This is a genomic window from Leifsonella bigeumensis (genome assembly GCF_039537265.1).
GTDB classification, from domain to species: Bacteria; Actinomycetota; Actinomycetes; order Actinomycetales; family Microbacteriaceae; genus Terrimesophilobacter; species Terrimesophilobacter bigeumensis.
Window position 1 is genome coordinate 1,213,954 of the sequence record NZ_BAABAE010000003.1, and the last position, 17,185, is coordinate 1,231,138.

17 protein-coding genes and 4 tRNA genes are annotated in these 17,185 nt (G+C 68.2%); 12 read left to right on the plus strand and 9 right to left on the minus strand.

Annotated elements, in window-relative coordinates:
- Nucleotides 1–11 precede the first annotated feature (11 nt).
- A complete protein-coding gene (locus tag ABD678_RS11030; protein WP_344756586.1) occupies nucleotides 12–1,955 on the minus strand; it encodes a S16 family serine protease in 1,944 nt (647 codons plus the stop codon).
- A gap of 186 nt (nucleotides 1,956–2,141) precedes the next feature.
- On the opposite strand from ABD678_RS11030, the gene ABD678_RS11035 reads away from it, so the two are divergent.
- Nucleotides 2,142–2,699 (plus strand): TetR/AcrR family transcriptional regulator, encoded by a 558-nt coding sequence (locus ABD678_RS11035; RefSeq protein WP_344756588.1) that lies wholly within the window; start codon nucleotides 2,142–2,144, stop codon nucleotides 2,697–2,699.
- A gap of 16 nt (nucleotides 2,700–2,715) precedes the next feature.
- On the opposite strand, the gene ABD678_RS11040 is transcribed toward ABD678_RS11035, so the two are convergent.
- The 3 genes from ABD678_RS11040 to ABD678_RS11050 all read right to left on the minus strand — a co-directional run bounded on the left by ABD678_RS11040 (nucleotide 2,716) and on the right by ABD678_RS11050 (nucleotide 2,989).
- Nucleotides 2,716–2,790 (minus strand) — tRNA-Val (locus ABD678_RS11040).
- Between the two features lie 13 nt (nucleotides 2,791–2,803).
- A tRNA-Cys gene (locus tag ABD678_RS11045) sits at nucleotides 2,804–2,877 on the minus strand.
- Between the two features lie 40 nt (nucleotides 2,878–2,917).
- Nucleotides 2,918–2,989, minus strand: a tRNA-Gly gene (locus ABD678_RS11050).
- 116 nt (nucleotides 2,990–3,105) lie between these two features.
- Between ABD678_RS11050 and ABD678_RS11055 the strand changes: the two genes are divergently transcribed.
- The 3 genes from ABD678_RS11055 (at nucleotide 3,106) to ABD678_RS11065 (ending at nucleotide 4,285) form a co-directional block, all read left to right on the plus strand.
- Nucleotides 3,106–3,178 (plus strand) — tRNA-Val (locus ABD678_RS11055).
- A gap of 93 nt (nucleotides 3,179–3,271) precedes the next feature.
- Complete coding sequence (gene msrA / locus ABD678_RS11060; protein WP_344756590.1) at nucleotides 3,272–3,814, plus strand: peptide-methionine (S)-S-oxide reductase MsrA; 543 nt, start codon at nucleotides 3,272–3,274, stop codon at nucleotides 3,812–3,814.
- 36 nt (nucleotides 3,815–3,850) lie between these two features.
- Nucleotides 3,851–4,285, plus strand: coding sequence for an SRPBCC family protein (locus ABD678_RS11065; protein WP_344756592.1), 435 nt, complete (start codon nucleotides 3,851–3,853; stop codon nucleotides 4,283–4,285).
- On the opposite strand, the gene ABD678_RS11070 is transcribed toward ABD678_RS11065, so the two are convergent.
- The 3 genes from ABD678_RS11070 to zapE all read right to left on the minus strand — a co-directional run bounded on the left by ABD678_RS11070 (nucleotide 4,260) and on the right by zapE (nucleotide 7,692).
- Complete coding sequence (locus ABD678_RS11070) at nucleotides 4,260–5,282, minus strand: hypothetical protein (protein ID WP_344756594.1); 1,023 nt, start codon at nucleotides 5,280–5,282, stop codon at nucleotides 4,260–4,262. The two genes, ABD678_RS11065 and ABD678_RS11070, sit on opposite strands and share 26 nt — an antisense overlap.
- Nucleotides 5,283–5,312: 30 nt before the next feature.
- A complete protein-coding gene (locus tag ABD678_RS11075; RefSeq protein WP_344756596.1) occupies nucleotides 5,313–6,521 on the minus strand; it encodes an ammonium transporter in 1,209 nt (402 codons plus the stop codon).
- Nucleotides 6,522–6,639: 118 nt separating this feature from the next.
- Complete coding sequence (gene zapE, locus ABD678_RS11080) at nucleotides 6,640–7,692, minus strand: cell division protein ZapE (protein ID WP_344756598.1); 1,053 nt, start codon at nucleotides 7,690–7,692, stop codon at nucleotides 6,640–6,642.
- Between the two features lie 171 nt (nucleotides 7,693–7,863).
- Here zapE and ABD678_RS11085 point away from each other — a divergent pair, with 171 nt between their 5' ends.
- From ABD678_RS11085 to ABD678_RS11095, 3 genes are read left to right on the plus strand one after another with little or no spacing between them, the layout of a single operon-like run.
- The gene (locus tag ABD678_RS11085; RefSeq protein WP_344756600.1) at nucleotides 7,864–8,766 is read left to right on the plus strand and encodes a sulfurtransferase; all 903 of its coding nucleotides are present in this window, start codon (nucleotides 7,864–7,866) and stop codon (nucleotides 8,764–8,766) included.
- Nucleotides 8,763–9,215, plus strand: coding sequence for a SufE family protein (locus ABD678_RS11090; protein WP_344756602.1), 453 nt, complete (start codon nucleotides 8,763–8,765; stop codon nucleotides 9,213–9,215). The genes ABD678_RS11085 and ABD678_RS11090 overlap by 4 nt, the downstream gene beginning before the upstream one ends.
- The gene (locus ABD678_RS11095) at nucleotides 9,212–9,937 is read left to right on the plus strand and encodes a dihydrofolate reductase family protein (RefSeq protein ID WP_344756604.1); all 726 of its coding nucleotides are present in this window, start codon (nucleotides 9,212–9,214) and stop codon (nucleotides 9,935–9,937) included. The genes ABD678_RS11090 and ABD678_RS11095 overlap by 4 nt, the downstream gene beginning before the upstream one ends.
- Here ABD678_RS11095 and ABD678_RS11100 read toward each other — a convergent pair.
- A complete protein-coding gene (locus ABD678_RS11100) occupies nucleotides 9,927–11,150 on the minus strand; it encodes an alpha/beta hydrolase family protein (protein WP_344756606.1) in 1,224 nt (407 codons plus the stop codon). The genes ABD678_RS11095 and ABD678_RS11100 overlap by 11 nt on opposite strands.
- Nucleotides 11,151–11,172: 22 nt before the next feature.
- Between ABD678_RS11100 and ABD678_RS11105 the strand changes: the two genes are divergently transcribed.
- The 4 genes from ABD678_RS11105 (at nucleotide 11,173) to ABD678_RS11120 (ending at nucleotide 16,388) form a co-directional block, all read left to right on the plus strand.
- Nucleotides 11,173–11,766, plus strand: a complete 594-nt coding sequence (locus ABD678_RS11105; protein ID WP_344756608.1) for a DUF3000 domain-containing protein — start codon at nucleotides 11,173–11,175, stop codon at nucleotides 11,764–11,766.
- Between the two features lie 2 nt (nucleotides 11,767–11,768).
- Nucleotides 11,769–12,980: a ribonuclease D gene (locus ABD678_RS11110; protein WP_344757179.1), complete on the plus strand. Its 1,212-nt coding sequence runs from the start codon at nucleotides 11,769–11,771 to the stop codon at nucleotides 12,978–12,980.
- A gap of 73 nt (nucleotides 12,981–13,053) precedes the next feature.
- Entirely contained in the window at nucleotides 13,054–14,253 is a 1,200-nt protein-coding gene (locus ABD678_RS11115) for a thiolase family protein (protein ID WP_344756610.1), read from the plus strand.
- A complete protein-coding gene (locus tag ABD678_RS11120) occupies nucleotides 14,253–16,388 on the plus strand; it encodes a 3-hydroxyacyl-CoA dehydrogenase NAD-binding domain-containing protein (RefSeq protein WP_344756612.1) in 2,136 nt (711 codons plus the stop codon). The genes ABD678_RS11115 and ABD678_RS11120 overlap by 1 nt, the downstream gene beginning before the upstream one ends.
- Before the next feature lie 6 nt (nucleotides 16,389–16,394).
- Here the strand turns inward: ABD678_RS11120 and ABD678_RS11125 are convergent, their stop codons facing one another.
- Nucleotides 16,395–16,736 carry a hypothetical protein gene (locus tag ABD678_RS11125; protein ID WP_344756614.1) on the minus strand — a complete coding sequence of 114 codons (342 nt, stop codon included), beginning with the start codon at nucleotides 16,734–16,736 and terminating at the stop codon, nucleotides 16,395–16,397.
- 134 nt (nucleotides 16,737–16,870) lie between these two features.
- On the opposite strand from ABD678_RS11125, the gene ABD678_RS11130 reads away from it, so the two are divergent.
- Nucleotides 16,871–17,176 (plus strand): helix-turn-helix domain-containing protein, encoded by a 306-nt coding sequence (locus ABD678_RS11130; RefSeq protein WP_344756616.1) that lies wholly within the window; start codon nucleotides 16,871–16,873, stop codon nucleotides 17,174–17,176.
- Nucleotides 17,177–17,185 lie beyond the last annotated feature (9 nt).

A 17,185-nucleotide genomic window follows, 5' to 3' on the forward strand; every position in this document is an offset into this window, starting at 1 on the left:
GTGTCCGTTTGTCATCGCTCGTAGCCTTCTGCGGGGAATCCTCCGACGAAGGCGAGGATGCGCGCCATGATGAACTGCCCCGAGTAGTTCTGGATGGCCGAGAACTTCTCCGTGAAACCGCGCTCTCGATCCACCCCGGCCTGCTCGAACGCGCCGACCGTGAGCAACGGCATGGTGTTCTTGGAGGCGAGCACTGAGACCGCACGTGCGACCTGGGCCTTTCCGAGATCGAGCGCCCGGGTCAGCGCGACCTCAGACCGAACGCCGACGACTTCGAAGTTCTCGTCGAGCACCCCGTTGCTGTAGTACTTCTCGACGTGCAATGCGTTGCGCGCATAGTTCAGGAAACCGTAGCCCATGGCGGCGTAGGCGGCATTCGGCTCGTCCTTCCCGATGTAGGACTGCAGCGATCCGAGCGTCTGCTTGGCGGTGTAGGACAGTGCGACGGCGAGGTCGATGTCCATGACCCTGTTGCGGAACACCTCGGTCGAGACGCCCCTGCGCTCCGCCGCGCCCTTGAGCACACCGGTCTCGAACGCCTCCCAGTTCGCGTCGGCGCCGCGACGGAAGAACGATCCGACGGCATCGAGGTCGATGTCCTCGGCGATCGGGGCCCCGCCATTGTCTCGGCCGACCTCGAAGATGGCCTTCGCCGCATCGACCTGCACGCTGGCGAACTCGAACAGCAGGAGCGGGGCCATCGCGTCGTCGAGGAGCGATTCGATGCTGGAGTAGGCGCCGCTGTCCGCATTCTCCAACAGGATGTCGAGACTGTCCGTCGCGTAGATGAGCAGCGAATAGGCCTCGAAGGCGTTCCCGTACGCCGTCACGAGGGTCTCGACATCCGGGAGCGTCTTCGGGGTGTAGGTGCCCAGCTGGTCGAGGAAGGCCATGAACTTGGCTTCGGCGCTCTTCGCCGCCGACAGTCTCGCCACGAGCGCGACGGTTCCCTCATGCAGCGCGAGCTGTGCGGTCGTGTAGGCCTCCGTCGTGGCCCTCATGAGGAAGTTCGCGTAGAGGGCCTCGGTGAAGGCACCGCCCTGAAGCCCCTGCGACTGCAGGTTGCGCGCGCGATCCGCCGAATCCGCGGCGTCCTGGTAGATCCCGAACGCGACTTCCTGCACCTGGGTCGAGAGCGCGCCGAAGTCGGCCACGGCCTCCTGGTAACCGGCGAGTTCGGCATCCGCCGCGACTTTGAGCTTGGCGTAGCCTTCCTCGGTCGGGCGCGGAGTCCCCGCGTCGGCAGGGACCGGCAGCTCCTTGCCGGTGAGGTGACGATAGGCCTCGTAGATGTCGGCGACCTCGACGACCTCGACGCCGGCGCTCGCACCGAGGGCGACGACATCGACCACTCCGGAGGGGCCGGAGGCATTGCGCTGCCCGGCCGGAATCAGGATCTTCGTGAACTCGCCGGAGTCGATGACGCCCTGCAGCTTCTGGGGAATCCCGCCGACCGGGCCGATGGTTCCCGTCGGGTTGATGGTCCCCGTCATCGACACACCGTCGAGGATGTCGTCGCCGTGGAACAGGGAAAGCACCGCGGCGGTGGTCAGGCCGCCTGCGCTCGGCCCGTCGACCCAGCCGTCCAGCTCGAAGCGGTACTGGTTGGAGAGCGACGCACCGGTGAGCACGGTCGCCACCATGACGGCGTTCCAGGATGCGGCTCGGATCATGTCCCCGAATCCGGAGACCTCGTTCTCGGAGATGTCGATCGAGAAGTCACCGTCGGGCGACGGCGTGAGCGAGATCTTCTGGGTGGAGTGCCCGCCGGTGTCACCCCGCGCGTACAGCACCTCGACGCTGACGTTGGTCTTCTTCGGGGTCGTGGCGACCTCATCCTTCACCGGGGGAACGACCGCACAGGCCGTGACGATGAGTGAGAGGCCGACCATGATCGCGGTGAAGCCGGTGAGGACACTCCGGTGGGAGCGTGTGCCGTGGGCGCTGGTGGACACGGTGTTTCCTTTGCTGGTGAAGGACAGAGCGGTAGCCCGGAAGATGAAACGATCCAGATGAAGTAATCGCTTGATAAGCGGTTATCGGACGATAATTGCAGACTTTTCGAGCGGAGGCAAATGTCCACTGGATCGCGTCGTTCGCGCCCGAAGGTCCCCTGCCGAAACGGTGTACCGTACTTTCCTATGACGAACCCGGGCTCTCGCGTTTCTCGCCGCGAGGAGTTGTTGCGGGCGGCGACGAGCGAGTTCGCCGTCGGCGGGTACTTCGGCACGTCCACCGCACGGATCGCGGCGACGGCGGGAGTCTCCCAGCCGTACATCATCCAGGTGTTCGGCACCAAGGAGGCCCTCTTCCTCGAGGTGCTCGAACGCGCGGGCGACATCATCGTGGCTCAGATGGAGAGCATCGGCCTCGACACCTTCGACCTGAGCCGGTTCACCTCGGCGTTCCGTCGCACGGTGCTCGAGGAGTCGGTCATGCTCGTGCTGCAGCAGGGTTTCGCCGCGAGCACCGTGCCCGCTGTCGGCGCCTACGTTCGCGGGCTGCTGGCCCGGATGTACCTCGTGCTCGTCGAACACGCCAACGCGACGCCCGAGGAGGCGCGGGACTACCTCGCACGCGGCCTCCTCATCAACACGGTGCTCGCCATGGGCTACCGCGAGCACGCCGACGAGTACCCCTGGGTCAAGCCCCTCATCGAGGTCGTCATCGGGCCCGATGACGAGGGGGACGACGGCTGAGGCAAGGCCGAACCGGTGGTGGGCGATACTGGGATCGAACCAGTGACCTCTTCCGTGTCAGGGAAGCGCGCTACCGCTGCGCCAATCGCCCAGGCTGTCATACCTGGAGGTGGAGACGGGATTTGAACCCGCGTATACGGCTTTGCAGGCCGCTGCCTCGCCTCTCGGCCACTCCACCGCGTGCGGGTCGCACCAGCGAGGCTGACACTTCCCACTCGAGCGGATGACGAGATTCGAACTCGCGACCCTCACCTTGGCAAGGTGATGCGCTACCACTGCGCCACATCCGCATCGCCCGCATTTCTGCGTGCCTAGTGACTCTAGCCGATGCCCTGCACGCATGACAATTCTCGCGCGGTGTGTGACGAAAGCTGTGGCAAGATTGTCAGGTCGGCCCCGCCGGCGCGGGCGATTGGCGCAGTTGGTAGCGCGCTTCCTTCACACGGAAGAGGTCATCGGTTCGAGTCCGGTATCGCCCACAGGCAGGTTCTCGGGAAGTTCGGGACCAAAATCGTCCTCCGCACTGTTGTTCCCAGTGACACCGCATCCACCGACCCAAAGGAGCATGCATCATGACCAGCGGAATCAACGACACCGGCGAGATCACCCGCAACCCGGACACCGAGACGGCCGTCCTGGCCGGCGGATGCTTCTGGGGCATGGAGGATCTCATCCGCCGCCAGCCCGGCGTTCTCGACACCCGCGTCGGCTACACCGGCGGCGAGAACGACCACGCGACGTACCGCAACCATCCGGGCCACGCCGAGGCCGTGGAGATCGTCTTCGACCCGACCGAGACGACCTACCGCGACATCCTGGCGTTCTTCTTCCAGATCCACGACCCGTCGACCAAGGATCGGCAGGGCAACGACCTCGGCACGAGCTACCGGTCGGCGATCTTCCCGCTCAGTCCTGAGCAGGAGAAGGTCGCCCGCGACACGATCGCGGATGTCGACGCGTCGGGCCTGTGGCCGGGCGAGGCGGTCACGACGATCGAGCCCGCAGGCGACTTCTGGGAGGCCGAGCCGGAGCACCAGGACTACCTGATCACCTACCCCAACGGCTACACCTGCCACTTCGTGCGGCCCGACTGGGTGCTGCCCCGGCGCGCCTAGACTCTCCCCATGGAGAATCGTCACCGTTCAGAGTCCGTGACCATCGCACAGTCCCCTGACGTGCTCTACGCCATGGTGTCCGACGTGACCCGCATGGGCGAGTGGAGTCCCGTGTGCAAGGCGTGCTGGTGGGATGACGAGGCCCGCGGCGCCGGCGCATGGTTCACCGGGCGCAACATCACCGAGAGCCGCACCTGGGAGACCCGCTCGAAGGTTCTCGTCGACGAGCCCGGCCGAGAGTTCGCCTTCGCCGTCAACGGCGACCGCACTCGCTGGGGCTACACGTTCGAGCCCGTCGACGGCGGAACGCTGGTGACCGAGTCCTGGGAGATCCTGCCTGTCGCGGAGCCGACCTACCCTGAGCGCTTCGGCGACCGCGCGGAGGCGGAGATCGCCATCCGTGCGGATGGCGCGAGCAAGGGCATGCGCGAGACGCTCGCCGCCATCAAGCGCGTCGCCGAGGCCGGCTGACCGACGCTGCCTCCCGCCGCAGCATCCGCCTGAGCGGCAGCAGCATCGCCGCGGACACGAGCCACGACCAGCCGAGAGCGGCGGCGACCACGAGCGCCTGCTGCCCGAGGAGTGCGGGCTGCCCGGAGTACACGAATCCCGGCCCGAGCCCGAAGATCCCGAGGTAGAGCAGACCGGTCACCCCGCCGATGAGCAGCGGTGTCGCGATCCGCCAGGCAGCGCTCGCCCCACGGTGGGCGACCTCGGCGACCGCGCCGACGACCAGGCCGAGCATGAGCGCCGTGACCGTCTCCAGGTAGGCACAGGCCGCAAGGGCCGCCGCCGTGCCGGCGAGCGTTCCCGCAGCCAGGCCCTCGCGGGTGTTCCGGCCCCGCTTGACCCGCTCGATTCCCGCTGCGGCGAGGATCGCGACCGCCGGCGTCATGAGCATGTTGAGCGCGATCGCCGGCGTGAGGGCATCCACCCGCAGCTCGAATCCGACCGCGACCGCCAGCCCTGCCACGGCGAAGAGCATCGCCCCGCGCAGTGCGAGGATGCGCTCGGTGTCGCTCCGCTCCCCTCGGATGAGCGCGAGCAGCATCGAGAAACTGCCGGTCCCGACCGCGATGGGCAGCGCCCCCGCGAAGTCGAGGGCGCCGAGATCCCGGTAGAGCCAGGTACCGCTGCCGCCGAAGACGGCGACGGCCGGCGGCAGGAAGACGAGGAGGGCGAACCCGGCCAGCAGGAGCATCCGGATGCCGTGCCGCGCGATGCGCTCGGCGAGCGCCGCCGCAACACCGGCCCCCATGAGGATGCCGGTCGCCGCGACGAGCACCGCGAACCCCGGCAGGAACAGCCCGGTGAGGCTCGACACGACCCCGACGACCGCCCAGAGGCCGGCGAGCATCGCGAGCTCGGGCCAGAGCCGGCGCCAGGTCCCTCCGCTGTAGAGCAGGATGCCCGGGACCCCGGTGAGCGTGACGACGGCGCACGCGAGAACGAGGATCGGGTCGGCCATCCTCCATGATTACCACGAAGACGGCGCCGGTCACACCGTCTCGAGCACATAGCCTTCCTCGCCGTGCACGACCGTGTCGATGCCGGCGAGCTCATCCTCGTTCCTCACCCGGAATCCGATCGTGCGGTTGATCGCCCAGCCGATGGCCAGGGCGACGACGAAGGAGTAGACGAGCACCCCGAGCGCCGCGGTCACCTGCAGGACGAGCTGCATTGCGTCGCCGCCCACGAACAGGCCGGTGCCGGTCGCGAAGAAGCCGAGGTAGACCGTGCCGATGAGGCCGCCGATCATGTGGATGCCGACGACGTCGAGCGAGTCGTCGAACCCGAGCTTGAACTTGAGTTCGACGGCGAGCGCGCACACCGCGCCGGCCAGGAGCCCGAGCAGCAGACCCCAGCCGGGGGTGAGGTTCGCGCAGGACGGCGTGATCGCGACGAGACCGGCGACCGCTCCGGAGCTCGCCCCGACGGACGTCGCCTTGCCGTCCTTGACCTTCTCGACGAGAAGCCAGCCGATGATGCCCGCCGCGGTCGCCCCGAGCGTGTTGATCCCGATGAGGCCGGCGTTCGCCATCCCGTTCAGGAACTCGGCGCCGACGTTGAATCCGAACCAGCCGAACCAGAGGATCGCGGCCCCCAGCAGCACGAGCGGGACGTTGTGCGGTTTGTGCGCCCCCTTGCGGAACCCGACCCTCTTGCCGAGCACGATGGCCAGGGCGAGGGCGGCGGCACCGGCGTTGATGTGCACGGCGGTTCCGCCCGCGTAGTCGATGACGGTGTAGTCGAGGCCGAGGGCGTTGCCGAGGTTCAGGATCCAGCCGCCGCCCCACACCCAGGCGGCGACCGGGAAGTACACGAGCGTCGACCAGAGCCCGGCGAAGACGAGCCAGGAGCCGAACTTGGCGCGGTCGGCGATCGCCCCCGAGACCAGCGCGACCGTGATGATCGCGAAGGTCGCGCCGAAGAGGGCTCCGACGAGCGTCGTGTTGTCGGCGTTGCCGAGGGCGAAGTCGGAGAACGGGTTGCCCGAGAAGTCCCAGGGCAGGGCGACCGCGGACATGTTGTAGCCGTAGAGGATCCAGAGCACGCTGATGAGCCCGAGCGCCCCGAAGCTCATCATCATCATGCTCACGACGCTCTTGGCCTTGACGAGCCCTCCATAGAAGAACGCCACGCCGGGGGTCATGAGGAGTACGAGGGCCGACGCTGTGATCGCCCAGGTGAGTTCGCCAGTGTCCATGCCGCCAGCATCCACCCGCCGCGTTTCGTCGAAGTCGCCGTTCTCGTTTCGGTCGTGTTACAGGACGGGCCGTGTCGTAAACAGTGGGTTTCGCACCCGACACCGGTGAGACGGCAGGTCAGTCCTGCACCTCCGCGGTGAGCGAGATGAGCCGCGAAGCCGCACGCAGGTACTTCTTGCGGTAACCGCCGGCCAGCATGTCCTCGGCGAAGACCTGGTCGAGCGGGATGCCGCTCGCGAGAACGCGCACCTGCGCGTCGTAGAGGCGGTCGACGAACGCGACGAGACGCAGGGCATCCGTCTGGCTGTGCAGCACTTCGACCCCCTGGATGCCGACCGCGGCAAGTCCGTCGACGAGCTTGACGTAGCGGGAGGGATGGATCGTCGAGAGATGACGGATGATCGCGCCGAAGTCATCCAGCGTCACGTCGCCGTCGACCGCACCGAGCTGCGCCTCGAGCTCGGCCTCGCTCAGCGTCGTCGCGTGGCCGTCGAGTGCGCGACGCCGGTAGTCGAGGCCGTCGATGCGGATGATCGTGAAGCGGGCGGCGAGCGAGTCGATCTCGCGCAGGAAGTCGACGGCCGCGAACCGGCCATCGCCGAGCGCGTTCGGCGGCGTGTTCGAGGTGGCCGCGATGCGGGTGCCGGATGCCGCCAGCTCGCCAAGGAGGCGCGACATGAGGCGGGTGTCGCCCGGGTCGTCGAGCTCGAACTCGTCGATGCAGATGAGGGTCGCCCCGCGCAGCAGGTTCACGGCCGCCGCGTAGCCGAGGGCCCCTACGAGGGCCGTGTACTCGATGAAGGTTCCGAAGTACTTGCGTCCTGGGGCGAGGTGCCAGAGGGCGGCAAGGAGGTGGGTCTTGCCGACACCGAAGCCGCCGTCGAGGTAGATGCCGGGGAGGGCGTCCTGGCTCTTTCGGCGGGAGAAGAATCGCGAGGCGCTCGGCAGCCAGGCCGTCGCGAAGTTGCGCACCGCCTCGACGGCCGCCGCCTGGGACGGGTACTCGGGGTCCGGGCGGTACGAGTCGACGGTCGCCGACCTGAACTGCCGCGGAGGGACCAGGTGGTCGACGATCTCGGTACCCGACAGGGTCGGGTTCCGCTCGGCCAGACTTCCAGCAGCCAGACTTCCAGCAGCCGAAGATCCAACAGGCAGGCTTCCAGCGGGCACGGCGTTCAACCTCGGTTCTGATCGATGGACCCTGGGCTTCGCGCGACCGCGAAATCTTCCCTGCGTCGCACCCGACGAGTGCGTAGATTAGTAGGGCGGGGCGATACAAGCCTAATGTGCACTCCCCCGCTTCCCTCAACGCCTGATAGCAGGCCCTACCGGAGGTATCCCATGACCGTCGAGGTCGACTCATCCACCCGATTCGCCGAGTACGCCCACCCTGAGCGCCTCGTCACGACCGAATGGCTGCAGGCCAACCTCGGTGAACCGGGGCTCGTGGTGGTCGAATCGGATGAGGACGTGCTGCTCTACGAGACCGGCCACATTCCCGGTGCGGTCAAGATCGACTGGCACACCGAGCTCAACGACCCGGTCGAGCGCGATTTCGTGCTGGGCGAGGCCTTCGCAAGGCTCGCCGGCTCGAAGGGCATCGCCCGGGATACGACCGTCGTTCTCTACGGTGACAAGAGCAACTGGTGGGCCGCCTATGCCCTGTGGATCTTCACGCTCTTCGGCCACGAGGATGTCCGTCTGCTCGACGGCGGGCGCGCCAAATGGGAGGCGGAGGGTCGTGAACTCACGACCGACGCTCCACTGGTCACGCCCGTCGAATACCCCGTCGTCGAGCGCGACGACGCGGTGAACCGCGCCTACCGCGAGGATGTGCTCGCCCACTTCGGCAAGCCGCTCATCGACGTGCGCTCCCCCGAGGAGTACAGCGGTGAGCGCACCGAGATCCCCGGCTACCCCACGGAGGGCGCATTGCGGGCGGGACACATTCCTTCCGCGGCATCCGTCCCATGGGCGCGCGCGGCGGCTCCGGATGCGACGTTCAAGCCGCGCACGGAGCTCGAGGCGATCTACCACGGCGAAGCAGGCCTTCGGGAGGGCGACGACGTCATCGCCTACTGCCGCATCGGGGAGCGTTCCAGCCACTCCTGGTTCGTACTCAAGTACCTGCTCGGTTTCCAGAATGTGCGCAACTACGACGGCTCCTGGACCGAGTGGGGCAGCGCCGTGCGCGTCCCGATCGCCACCGGCTCCGAGCCGGGCGAGGTGCCGGAGCGCCGATGACCGCCGGAGGGGAAGTCACTGCAGTTCCGCAGGAACTCGCCGAGATCCGGGACGGGTTCCTCGAACTCGAGGTGCGCGACCGGCTGACCATGCTGCTCGAGTTCGCGAACGAGCTTCCGGAGCTTCCCGAACGCTATCGCGACGACCCGAGCCTGCTCGAACGGGTCGTGGAGTGCCAGTCCCCCGTGTTCATCTTCGTCGAGGTGGGGGCCGATCGAATCGTGCACCTGCACGCGACCGCGCCGAAGGAGTCGCCGACCACGCGCGGGTTCGCCTCGATCCTCGTGCAGGGGCTCGCCGGCCTCACCGCCCAGGAGGTGCTCGACGTCCCCGACGACTACCCGCAGTCGCTCGGCCTGACCGAGGCGGTGAGCCCACTGCGCATCCGGGGGATGAGCGCACTGCTCGGGCGCACGAAACGCCAGGTGAGGGAGAAACTCTCCCCGTGACCCTCACGAGGCTCCTTCCCGGCCCGGCGACCGCATTCGACCTCGAGGATGCGGAGGGGCAGGCAGCGCTCGACGAGCTCTACCGGCCGCCCCGTGCGCGCTGGCTGCGCCTCAACTTCATCGCGAGCGTCAACGGGAGCGTCACGGGGCCCGACGGAACGTCGCAGAGCCTCACCAACCGCACGGACCGAAGGATCCTCGGGGCGATCCGGCGCTCGGCCGATGTCGTGCTCGTCGGGGCCGGCAGCGTGCGCACCGAGGGATACCTCCTGCCCCGTTCGCGGCCCCTCGCGATCATGACCGGCTCCGGCGACCTGCGCGGCCATCGCATTCCGACGGACGTCGAGAATGGGCGCGTCATCGTCCTGTGCCCCTCGGATGCCGTCGAGACGGTACGCTCCTCGCTCGGCGAGGCCAGGGTGACGATCATCGACGTCGCCGAACGTCGCACCGGCGGGCCCGGCGTGGCCCCCGCCGCAGCCCTCGCCGCCCTCCACCGTCTCGGCCACGAGAGCATCGTGTGCGAGGGCGGACCGTCCCTCGCGATCCAGTTGATCGCCGCGGACCTCGTCGACGAACTGTGCCTCTCGACGAGCCCGCAACTCGTCGCGCTCGGCCAACCGCTCAGCTCCGGCCTCGACCACCCCCGGCACCTCGCGCTCACCCAGTTGCTGCTCGACGGGGAGAGCACACTCTACGCGCGCTGGACCGTCAGGGACTGAGCCGCGCCAGCCATCCGGCTATCGCCCCGTTCCACCGCTGCGGGTCGTAGTTCCAGAGCCTGGTGTGCCGGGCCGTGTCGAAGGCCTCGAGGGTGACGATGTCGGGCCTCGCCCCGGCCAGTGCGTGCGAGGCGGAGGACGGCACATAATCGTCGTCGTCGCTGTGCAGGATGAGAATCGGCACTGTGAGCTCGTCCGCGCGCCGCACGAAGTCGAGCCTCGCGAGATCGATCGAGGCGTGCTGCCCCGTGAACGGCCGCCCCCAGGCTGCGCCCATCATCGCGTACACGAGAGAGCGGAGCGGGCCCCTGAGACCCTGCGACCGCCCCTGGTGGTCGAGGGCGGTGACCCAGTCGATGACGGGCGACTCCAGCACGAGCCCGCGCACGGCATCCGCCCTGGCCGAGCGGGTGAGCGCCTGCAGCACGATGGCTCCGCCCATCGACCAGCCCATGAGCACGACGCTCTTCGCCCCGTTCCGGATGGCGTAGCCGATCGCCGCGTCGACATCGCGCCACTCCGTGTCTCCGAGCGCGTAGCGGCCGTCGGGGCTCGGCGGAGCCTCGAGGTCGTTGCGGTAGGAGATGAGAAGCGAGGTGTATCCGGCATCGCGGAACACCGGGATCGCCCTGATCGTCTCCGCCCGGCTGACCGCACGACCGTGCACCTGGATGACCCACTTCCCCTCCCCTCTGCCCACCCCGGATGCATGCTCGCGGGAGGCACGGACGAGCCACGCAGGCGCCGGGCCGAGTTCGGTCTCGATCACGACCTCCTCGCTCTCGACGCCCAGGTCTTCCGGACGGCGGTAGAACCACCCGTTGAACCGCCCCCGCCCTGCTGCCTCGAGGTCGCCGAACTCGACGTCGATGAGCTCGCGCGTCACGGATTCTGCGGTCTCCGCGAGGATCTCACCAACCCGGGCATGACCACTCGCGCCACCGAACCAGAAGCTGTACCGACCGGGGACGACCGCATCCGGGGACCGGCTGAGAGTGATCGTCCCGGTCTCACGGTCGACCCCGAGGATGTCGGTGTCCTCCTCGCGGCTCATGGGCGGCACGAGCACCTTCCGCGCCACGAGAACCGCCGCCGCCGTGACGGCTGCGGCGACCACCGCGATCCCCAGCCCGGTGAGGCCGGCGGCGATCGCCCAAACAGCTACCGGGCGGTCGCGTCCCGGCGGCCCGGCGTGCCTGCGTGAAGATTCCACCCTCGAACTTTAGTCTTCAACCGTGCCAGCGAACGCGACAGGACCAGCGCTTCCTGCGGCGTTCTCCGCCGCACTCGAATCGCTGCGCAACGCGGCGCCCCGCGAGGAGCTCGTGATCAACGAGATCCCCGCGCCCGCCAACCTCGCACCGGATTCGATCGCCCTCGCCGCCGATGTGACCCCGGCGAGGCATAGTGCAGACTCCGAGCTCGCGACCGGTCGCTTCATCCTGCTCCACGACGCCACGGAGCCGGATGCCTGGGGCGGCCCGTTCCGCGTCGTCTGCTACGCCCAGGCCCCCCTCGAGACCGACATCGGCGTCGACCCCTTCCTCGCCGATGTCGCCTGGTCCTGGCTCGTCGATGCCCTCGCGGCGCGCGGCGCCGCCTACGGCGCGGCATCCGGCACGGCGACCCGCATCCTGTCCACCGGTTTCGGCGGCCTGGCCGAGCAGGGCGACGGCGCCCAGATCGAATTGCGGGCGAGCTGGTCGCCCGTCGACCACGCGGTCGCCTCCCATGTCGAAGCCTGGGGTGACCTCCTGTGCATGCTCGCCGGCCTGCCTCCGATCCCGGATGGCGTGGCCCTTCTCCCGGCGAGGCGCGCCCGCACGTGACGATGGAGCAGGCTCCCCACGACACGGTCGACGTCATCGATACGCGGGAGGAATTCCTAGCGGCGGTCGAGGCGATCTCGGCCGGCGAGGGCCCCGTCGCGGTCGACGCCGAGCGGGCATCCGGTTACCGGTACTCCCAGCGCGCCTACCTCATCCAGATCTTTCGCCGGGGCTCGGGCACCTTCCTGTTCGACCCCCCGGCGGTCGGCGACTTCGCCGAACTGGACACGGCCCTCGCCGACGTCGAGTGGGTGTTCCATGCCGCCAGCCAGGACCTCGCCTGCCTGCGCGAGGTCGGGCTCGACCCGCAGCGGATCTTCGACACCGAGCTCGGCGCCCGCCTCGCCGGTCTCGCCCGGGTTGGCCTCGGAACCGTCGTGGAGGAGCTCCTCGGCGTCCACCTCGCCAAGGAGCACTCCGCGGCCGACTGGTCGACCAGGCCGCTCCCCCAGTCCTGGCTCGTCTACGCCGCCCTCGACGTCGAACTTCTTGTCGACCTGCGGGATGCCGTGGCCGAACTCCTGGAGTCCCAGGGCAAGTCGGAGATCGCGCGGCAGGAGTTCGCGGCCACCCTCGCACGCGAGGCGAAGCCTGCCAACCCGGATGCCTGGCGCAGGCTCTCCGGCCTTCACACCATCCGACAGCCGAGGAACCTCGCCGTCGCGCGCGCACTGTGGCTGGCCCGTGACGAGTACGCCCGGGAGATCGACACCGCCCCAGGCCGCCTGCTCCCGGACCTCTCGATCACAGCCGCCGCGAAGACCCTTCCGGCGACGCGCAACGATCTCGCGAAGCTCCGCGAGTTCAACGGCAGGGCGAGCCGCAGCCAACTCCCGCGCTGGTGGGCGGCGATCGAGGCTGGCCGCGCGAGTGACGACCTGCCGCCGCTTCGCGTCCCCGGCGACGGCATCCCCCCTGCGCGCGCCTGGTCCGACCGCAACCCGGATGCCGACAAACGACTCAGGGCCGCGCGCACTGCTTTCGCCGAGCTCTCCGAGACGCTGGCGATCCCGGTCGAGAACCTCCTGACCCCCGAGCTGCTGCGCCGTATCGCCTGGGAGCCGCCGGAGCCACTTACACCGGATTCCGTGCGCGAGGCCCTCCTCGGCGACGGCGCCCGTCCGTGGCAGGCTGACGCAACCGTACAATCGATCGTGACTGCCTTTGTGGAGGCGAGCCAAAGCGAACCGGCACCCGACGAGCCGGCATCGTAGGAAGAATCAAAGGATTCTTAGGGCTTTTCGCGGCGACCTAGGATCGGGATAAAGACCGATCCGGGAGGACGTTGTGGCCGAGAGATCTGACGTTGTGTTCGTCGACGGAGTGCGAACCCCGTTCGGCAGGGCAGGCGAAAAGGGCATGTACTGGCAGACGAGGGCCGACGACCTCATGGTGAAGGCCATGATCGGCCTCCTCGAGCGCAATCCGTCGCTCCCCCACGACCGTATCGACGATGTCGCGATCGCCGCCACGACGCAGACCGGCGACCAGGGGCTCACCCTCGGACGCACGACCGCGCTGCTCGCCGGGCTGCCGAAGAGCGTGCCCGGCTATGCGATCGACCGCATGTGCGCGGGGGCGATGACCTCGGTCACGACCGTGGCCGGCGCGATCGGGTTCGGGATGTACGATGTCGCGATCGCCGGCGGCGTCGAGCACATGGGGCACCACCCCATGGGCTCGGGTGCCGACCCGAACCCGCGTTTCGTCGCGGAGAAGCTCGTGGGCGCCGATGCCCTCAGCATGGGCGCGACGGCCGAGCGCATCCACGACCGCTTCCCGCAGCTCACCAAGGAGCGCTCAGACCGTTTCGCCATGAACAGCCAGCACAAGCTCGCGGCCGCCTACGAGGCGGGGAAGATCCAGCCCGACCTCGTGCCGGTGGCCATCCGCAGCGAGACCGGATGGGGGCTTGCCGAACGCGACGAGGCGCCCCGCCCCGAAACGACCATGGAGGGCCTCGCCGGCCTCAAGACCCCGTTCCGGCCGCACGGGAGGGTCACCGCAGGCAACTCCTCGGGCCTCAACGACGGCGCGACCGTGAGCATCATCGCGAGTGCGGATGCCGCGAAGGAACTCGGCCTCACCGCGAAGATGCGGATGGTGAGCTTCGCCTTCATGGGCGTCGAGCCGGAGATCATGGGCATCGGCCCGATCCCCTCGACGGAGAAGGCGCTGCGCAAGGCCGGCCTCGGGATCGACGACATCGGGCTGTTCGAGCTCAACGAGGCCTTCGCCGTGCAGGTGCTCTCCTTCCTCGACCACTTCGGGATCGCCGACGACGACCCCCGCGTGAACCTGTGGGGCGGTGCGATCGCGATCGGGCATCCGCTCGCCTCCTCCGGCGTCCGGCTCATGCTGCAGCTCGCCCGCCAGTTCGAGGAGCACCCGGAGGTGCGCTACGGTCTCACCGCGATGTGCATCGGCCTCGGCCAGGGCGGCTCGGTCATCTGGGAGAACCCGCACTACAACGGAGGCAGGAAGTAATGGCGCAGTTCGATGACCTTCTGGCGCTCTCGGAGGACGAGGTCGTCACCCACTCCTTCGTGCGGGACGTCCCGATCTCCGAGGGCAGGGTTCTCGCACTCGTCACCCTCGACAACGGGCGCGATCACACCCGCCCGAACACGCTGGGGCCGCTCACGCTCAAGGAGTACGGCGAGACGCTCGCCGCCCTTAAGGCCCGCGCGGCGAAGGGCGAGATCCACGGCGTGGCCGTGACCGGCAAGCAGTACATCCTCGCCGCCGGCGCCGACCTCACCAACGCGGGAGACATCCCGAGCCGCGCGATCGCCAAGCAGCTCGCCCAGCAGGGGCATGCGACGCTCGGTGCCCTGCACGGCCTGGGCGTCCCGTCCTTCGTGTTCATCAACGGCCTCGCCCTCGGCGGTGGCGTCGAGATCGCGCTCAACGCCGACTACCGCACGGTCGACAGTTCGATCCCGGCGCTCGCGCTGCCGGAGGTCTTCCTCGGCATCATTCCCGGCTGGGGCGGCGCCTGGCTGCTCCCCAACCTCGTGGGCATCGAGAACGCGCTCAAGGTCATCGTCGAGAACCCGCTCAAGAACAACAAGACGCTCAAGGCGCAGGAGGTGCTCGACCTCGGGATCGCGGATGCCATGTTCGGCCCCGCCAACTTCCTCGAGGAGTCGATCCGCTGGGCCGACGGCGTCATCTCCGGCCGAACGAAGGTCAAGCGCAGGAACGAGCCGGGCAAGATCGAGCGCGCCGTCAAGTGGGACGTGGCGATCGGGATCGCGAAGAAGATGCTCGAGAGCCGCATCGGCACCATCGCGAAGTCCCCCTACGCAGCACTCGAGCTGCTCAAGGCCGCCAAGAACACGGACCGGGCGACCGGGTTCGCCGCCGAGGACGAGAAGCTCGCCGAGCTCATCACGGGCGACCAGTTCCGGGCGAGCATCTACGCCTTCAACCTCGTGCAGAAGCGCGCGAAGAAGCCCGCCGGCGCCCCGGACAAGGCGCTGGCGAAGCCCGTCACGAAGGTCGGTGTCATCGGCGCGGGCCTCATGGCCAGCCAGTTCGCGCTGCTCTTCGTGCGACGCCTCAAGGTCCCGGTCGTCATCACCGACCTCGACCAGGGCCGCGTCGACAAGGGCCTCGACTACATCCGCACCGAGATCGCGTCGCTCCTCGAGAAGAAGCGGATCTCCCCGGATGAGGCGAACCGGCTGAACGCGCTCGTCACCGGCACGACCGACAAAGCCGATTTCGCGGACTGCGACTGGGTGATCGAGGCCGTGTTCGAAGAGCTCGGCGTCAAGCAGGACGTCTTCGCCGATGTCGAGAAGCACGTCTCCGACACCGCCGTTCTCGCGACGAACACGTCGTCGCTCAGCGTCGAGCAGATCGGGGCGAAACTCGCGCATCCCGAGCGCCTCGTCGGCTTCCACTTCTTCAACCCGGTTGCGGTCATGCCGCTCATCGAGGTCGTGAAGACGCCGAAGACGGATGATGCGACGCTCAGCACCGCGATGGTCACGGCAGCGGCGCTCTACAAGAACGCGGTCATCACGGCCGACACGCCGGGCTTCGTCGTCAACCGCATCCTCGCCAAGCTGCTCGGTGAAGCCATGCATGCGGTCGACAGCGGGACGCCGTTCGAGGTCGTCAACGAGTCGATCAAGCCCTTCGGCCTCCCGATGACCCCGTTCGAACTGCTCGAACTCGTGGGGCTCACGGTCGGTGCCCACGTGCTCGACACGCACCACGCCGCGTTCCCCGACCGGTTCTTCGAGAGCGAGAACCTGCACAGGCTCGCTGAGCACGGGAAGATCTTCGATCGCGACGGCAAGGGAAGGATCACCGGATTCGACAAGAAGGCCGTCGAGATCGTCTCCGGCGGCACCGGTGCTGCGGGGCGCTCGGCCATGACCGGCGAGGAGATCCTCCGCCGCGTCGAGGACGGGCTCGCCGACGAGATCCACCGGATGCTCGAGGACGGCGTCGTCGCGGCAGCCGAAGACATCGACCTCTGCCTCATCCTCGGAGCAGGCTGGCCGTTCCAGATGGGCGGGGCGACCCCCTACCTCGACCGGGTCGGCGCCTCCGAGCGCGCGTTCGGCGACACCTTCCACCACCCACCGCTTCGAGGGGTCGCCTGACCGGTGTCACGGGGTGAGAATGCGGGCATCCTCGTCGATGTCGAGCACCAGACCCCGGATGCCGGCGATGAGTGCGGACCTGGTGCGCCGTCCGAACGGTGATCGAGGTCGATCCACCTTGACTCTGCCCAGCAGCTCGACACCCACGAGTTCGAAGGAGAGTCTGGCGACCCAGAAGGTTACGCGAGTGAACCCGTAGTCGAATAGAAGTCCCCGGCGCTCCCGATACACGGCGAGTCCGAGTGTGGTCGACCCGGGCGGCCGGGAGCCCATTCCCGACCGGTAGAGACCATCGATGACCTCCTCCATTGATGCACCGATCGTGAAGACGAGGTCAGGCTCTCTCATCGCCCCTCCGGCTGTCGTTCTCTGTGCCATCGTCCGCCGCCCCTTCCGCGATCGGTCGCCGATGGATCATGCTGTACACATTATGCCTGATGAATCAGGCATATAGTCGAAGTCGGCTCCGACAGCGTGGTCGTATGACTGAGAATTCCGCCCCACCCGAGTGGGACGACTACGTCCGGGAGCTCGGTCTGACGCTCGCCCGGCACCGCCGGGACCTCGGCCTGAGCCAGGAAGAGCTTGCCTATGCTGCGGGCATCACCCGCTCGCACTATCAGCAGCTCGAGAAAGGGTACTCACGGCCAGGTCGTCCCGCGAATCCTTCCCTGCGCACCCTGGTCGCCCTGGCCCAGGTCCTGGGCCTCACGGTCTCGGAGCTGCTCCCGAAAGAGCAACCGGAACCTGCGGAAGGTCGTGTGCGTCGACGCAACCCCGCTGCCTGAAGTCGGGGA

What these genes read in the sequence shown, in the direction of transcription:
- ABD678_RS11130 (WP_344756616.1), top strand. Translation starts at nt 16,871, where the DNA reads ATGACTGAGAATTCCGCCCCACCCGAGTGGGACGACTACGTCCGGGAG.
- ABD678_RS11125 (WP_344756614.1), bottom strand. Translation starts at nt 16,736, where the DNA reads ATGAGAGAGCCTGACCTCGTCTTCACGATCGGTGCATCAATGGAGGAG.
- ABD678_RS11085 (WP_344756600.1), top strand. Translation starts at nt 7,864, where the DNA reads ATGACCGTCGAGGTCGACTCATCCACCCGATTCGCCGAGTACGCCCAC.
- ABD678_RS11090 (WP_344756602.1), top strand. Translation starts at nt 8,763, where the DNA reads ATGACCGCCGGAGGGGAAGTCACTGCAGTTCCGCAGGAACTCGCCGAG.
- ABD678_RS11075 (WP_344756596.1), bottom strand. Translation starts at nt 6,521, where the DNA reads ATGGACACTGGCGAACTCACCTGGGCGATCACAGCGTCGGCCCTCGTA.
- ABD678_RS11035 (WP_344756588.1), top strand. Translation starts at nt 2,142, where the DNA reads ATGACGAACCCGGGCTCTCGCGTTTCTCGCCGCGAGGAGTTGTTGCGG.
- ABD678_RS11070 (WP_344756594.1), bottom strand. Translation starts at nt 5,282, where the DNA reads ATGGCCGACCCGATCCTCGTTCTCGCGTGCGCCGTCGTCACGCTCACC.
- msrA (WP_344756590.1), top strand. Translation starts at nt 3,272, where the DNA reads ATGACCAGCGGAATCAACGACACCGGCGAGATCACCCGCAACCCGGAC.
- ABD678_RS11120 (WP_344756612.1), top strand. Translation starts at nt 14,253, where the DNA reads ATGGCGCAGTTCGATGACCTTCTGGCGCTCTCGGAGGACGAGGTCGTC.
- ABD678_RS11110 (WP_344757179.1), top strand. Translation starts at nt 11,769, where the DNA reads ATGGAGCAGGCTCCCCACGACACGGTCGACGTCATCGATACGCGGGAG.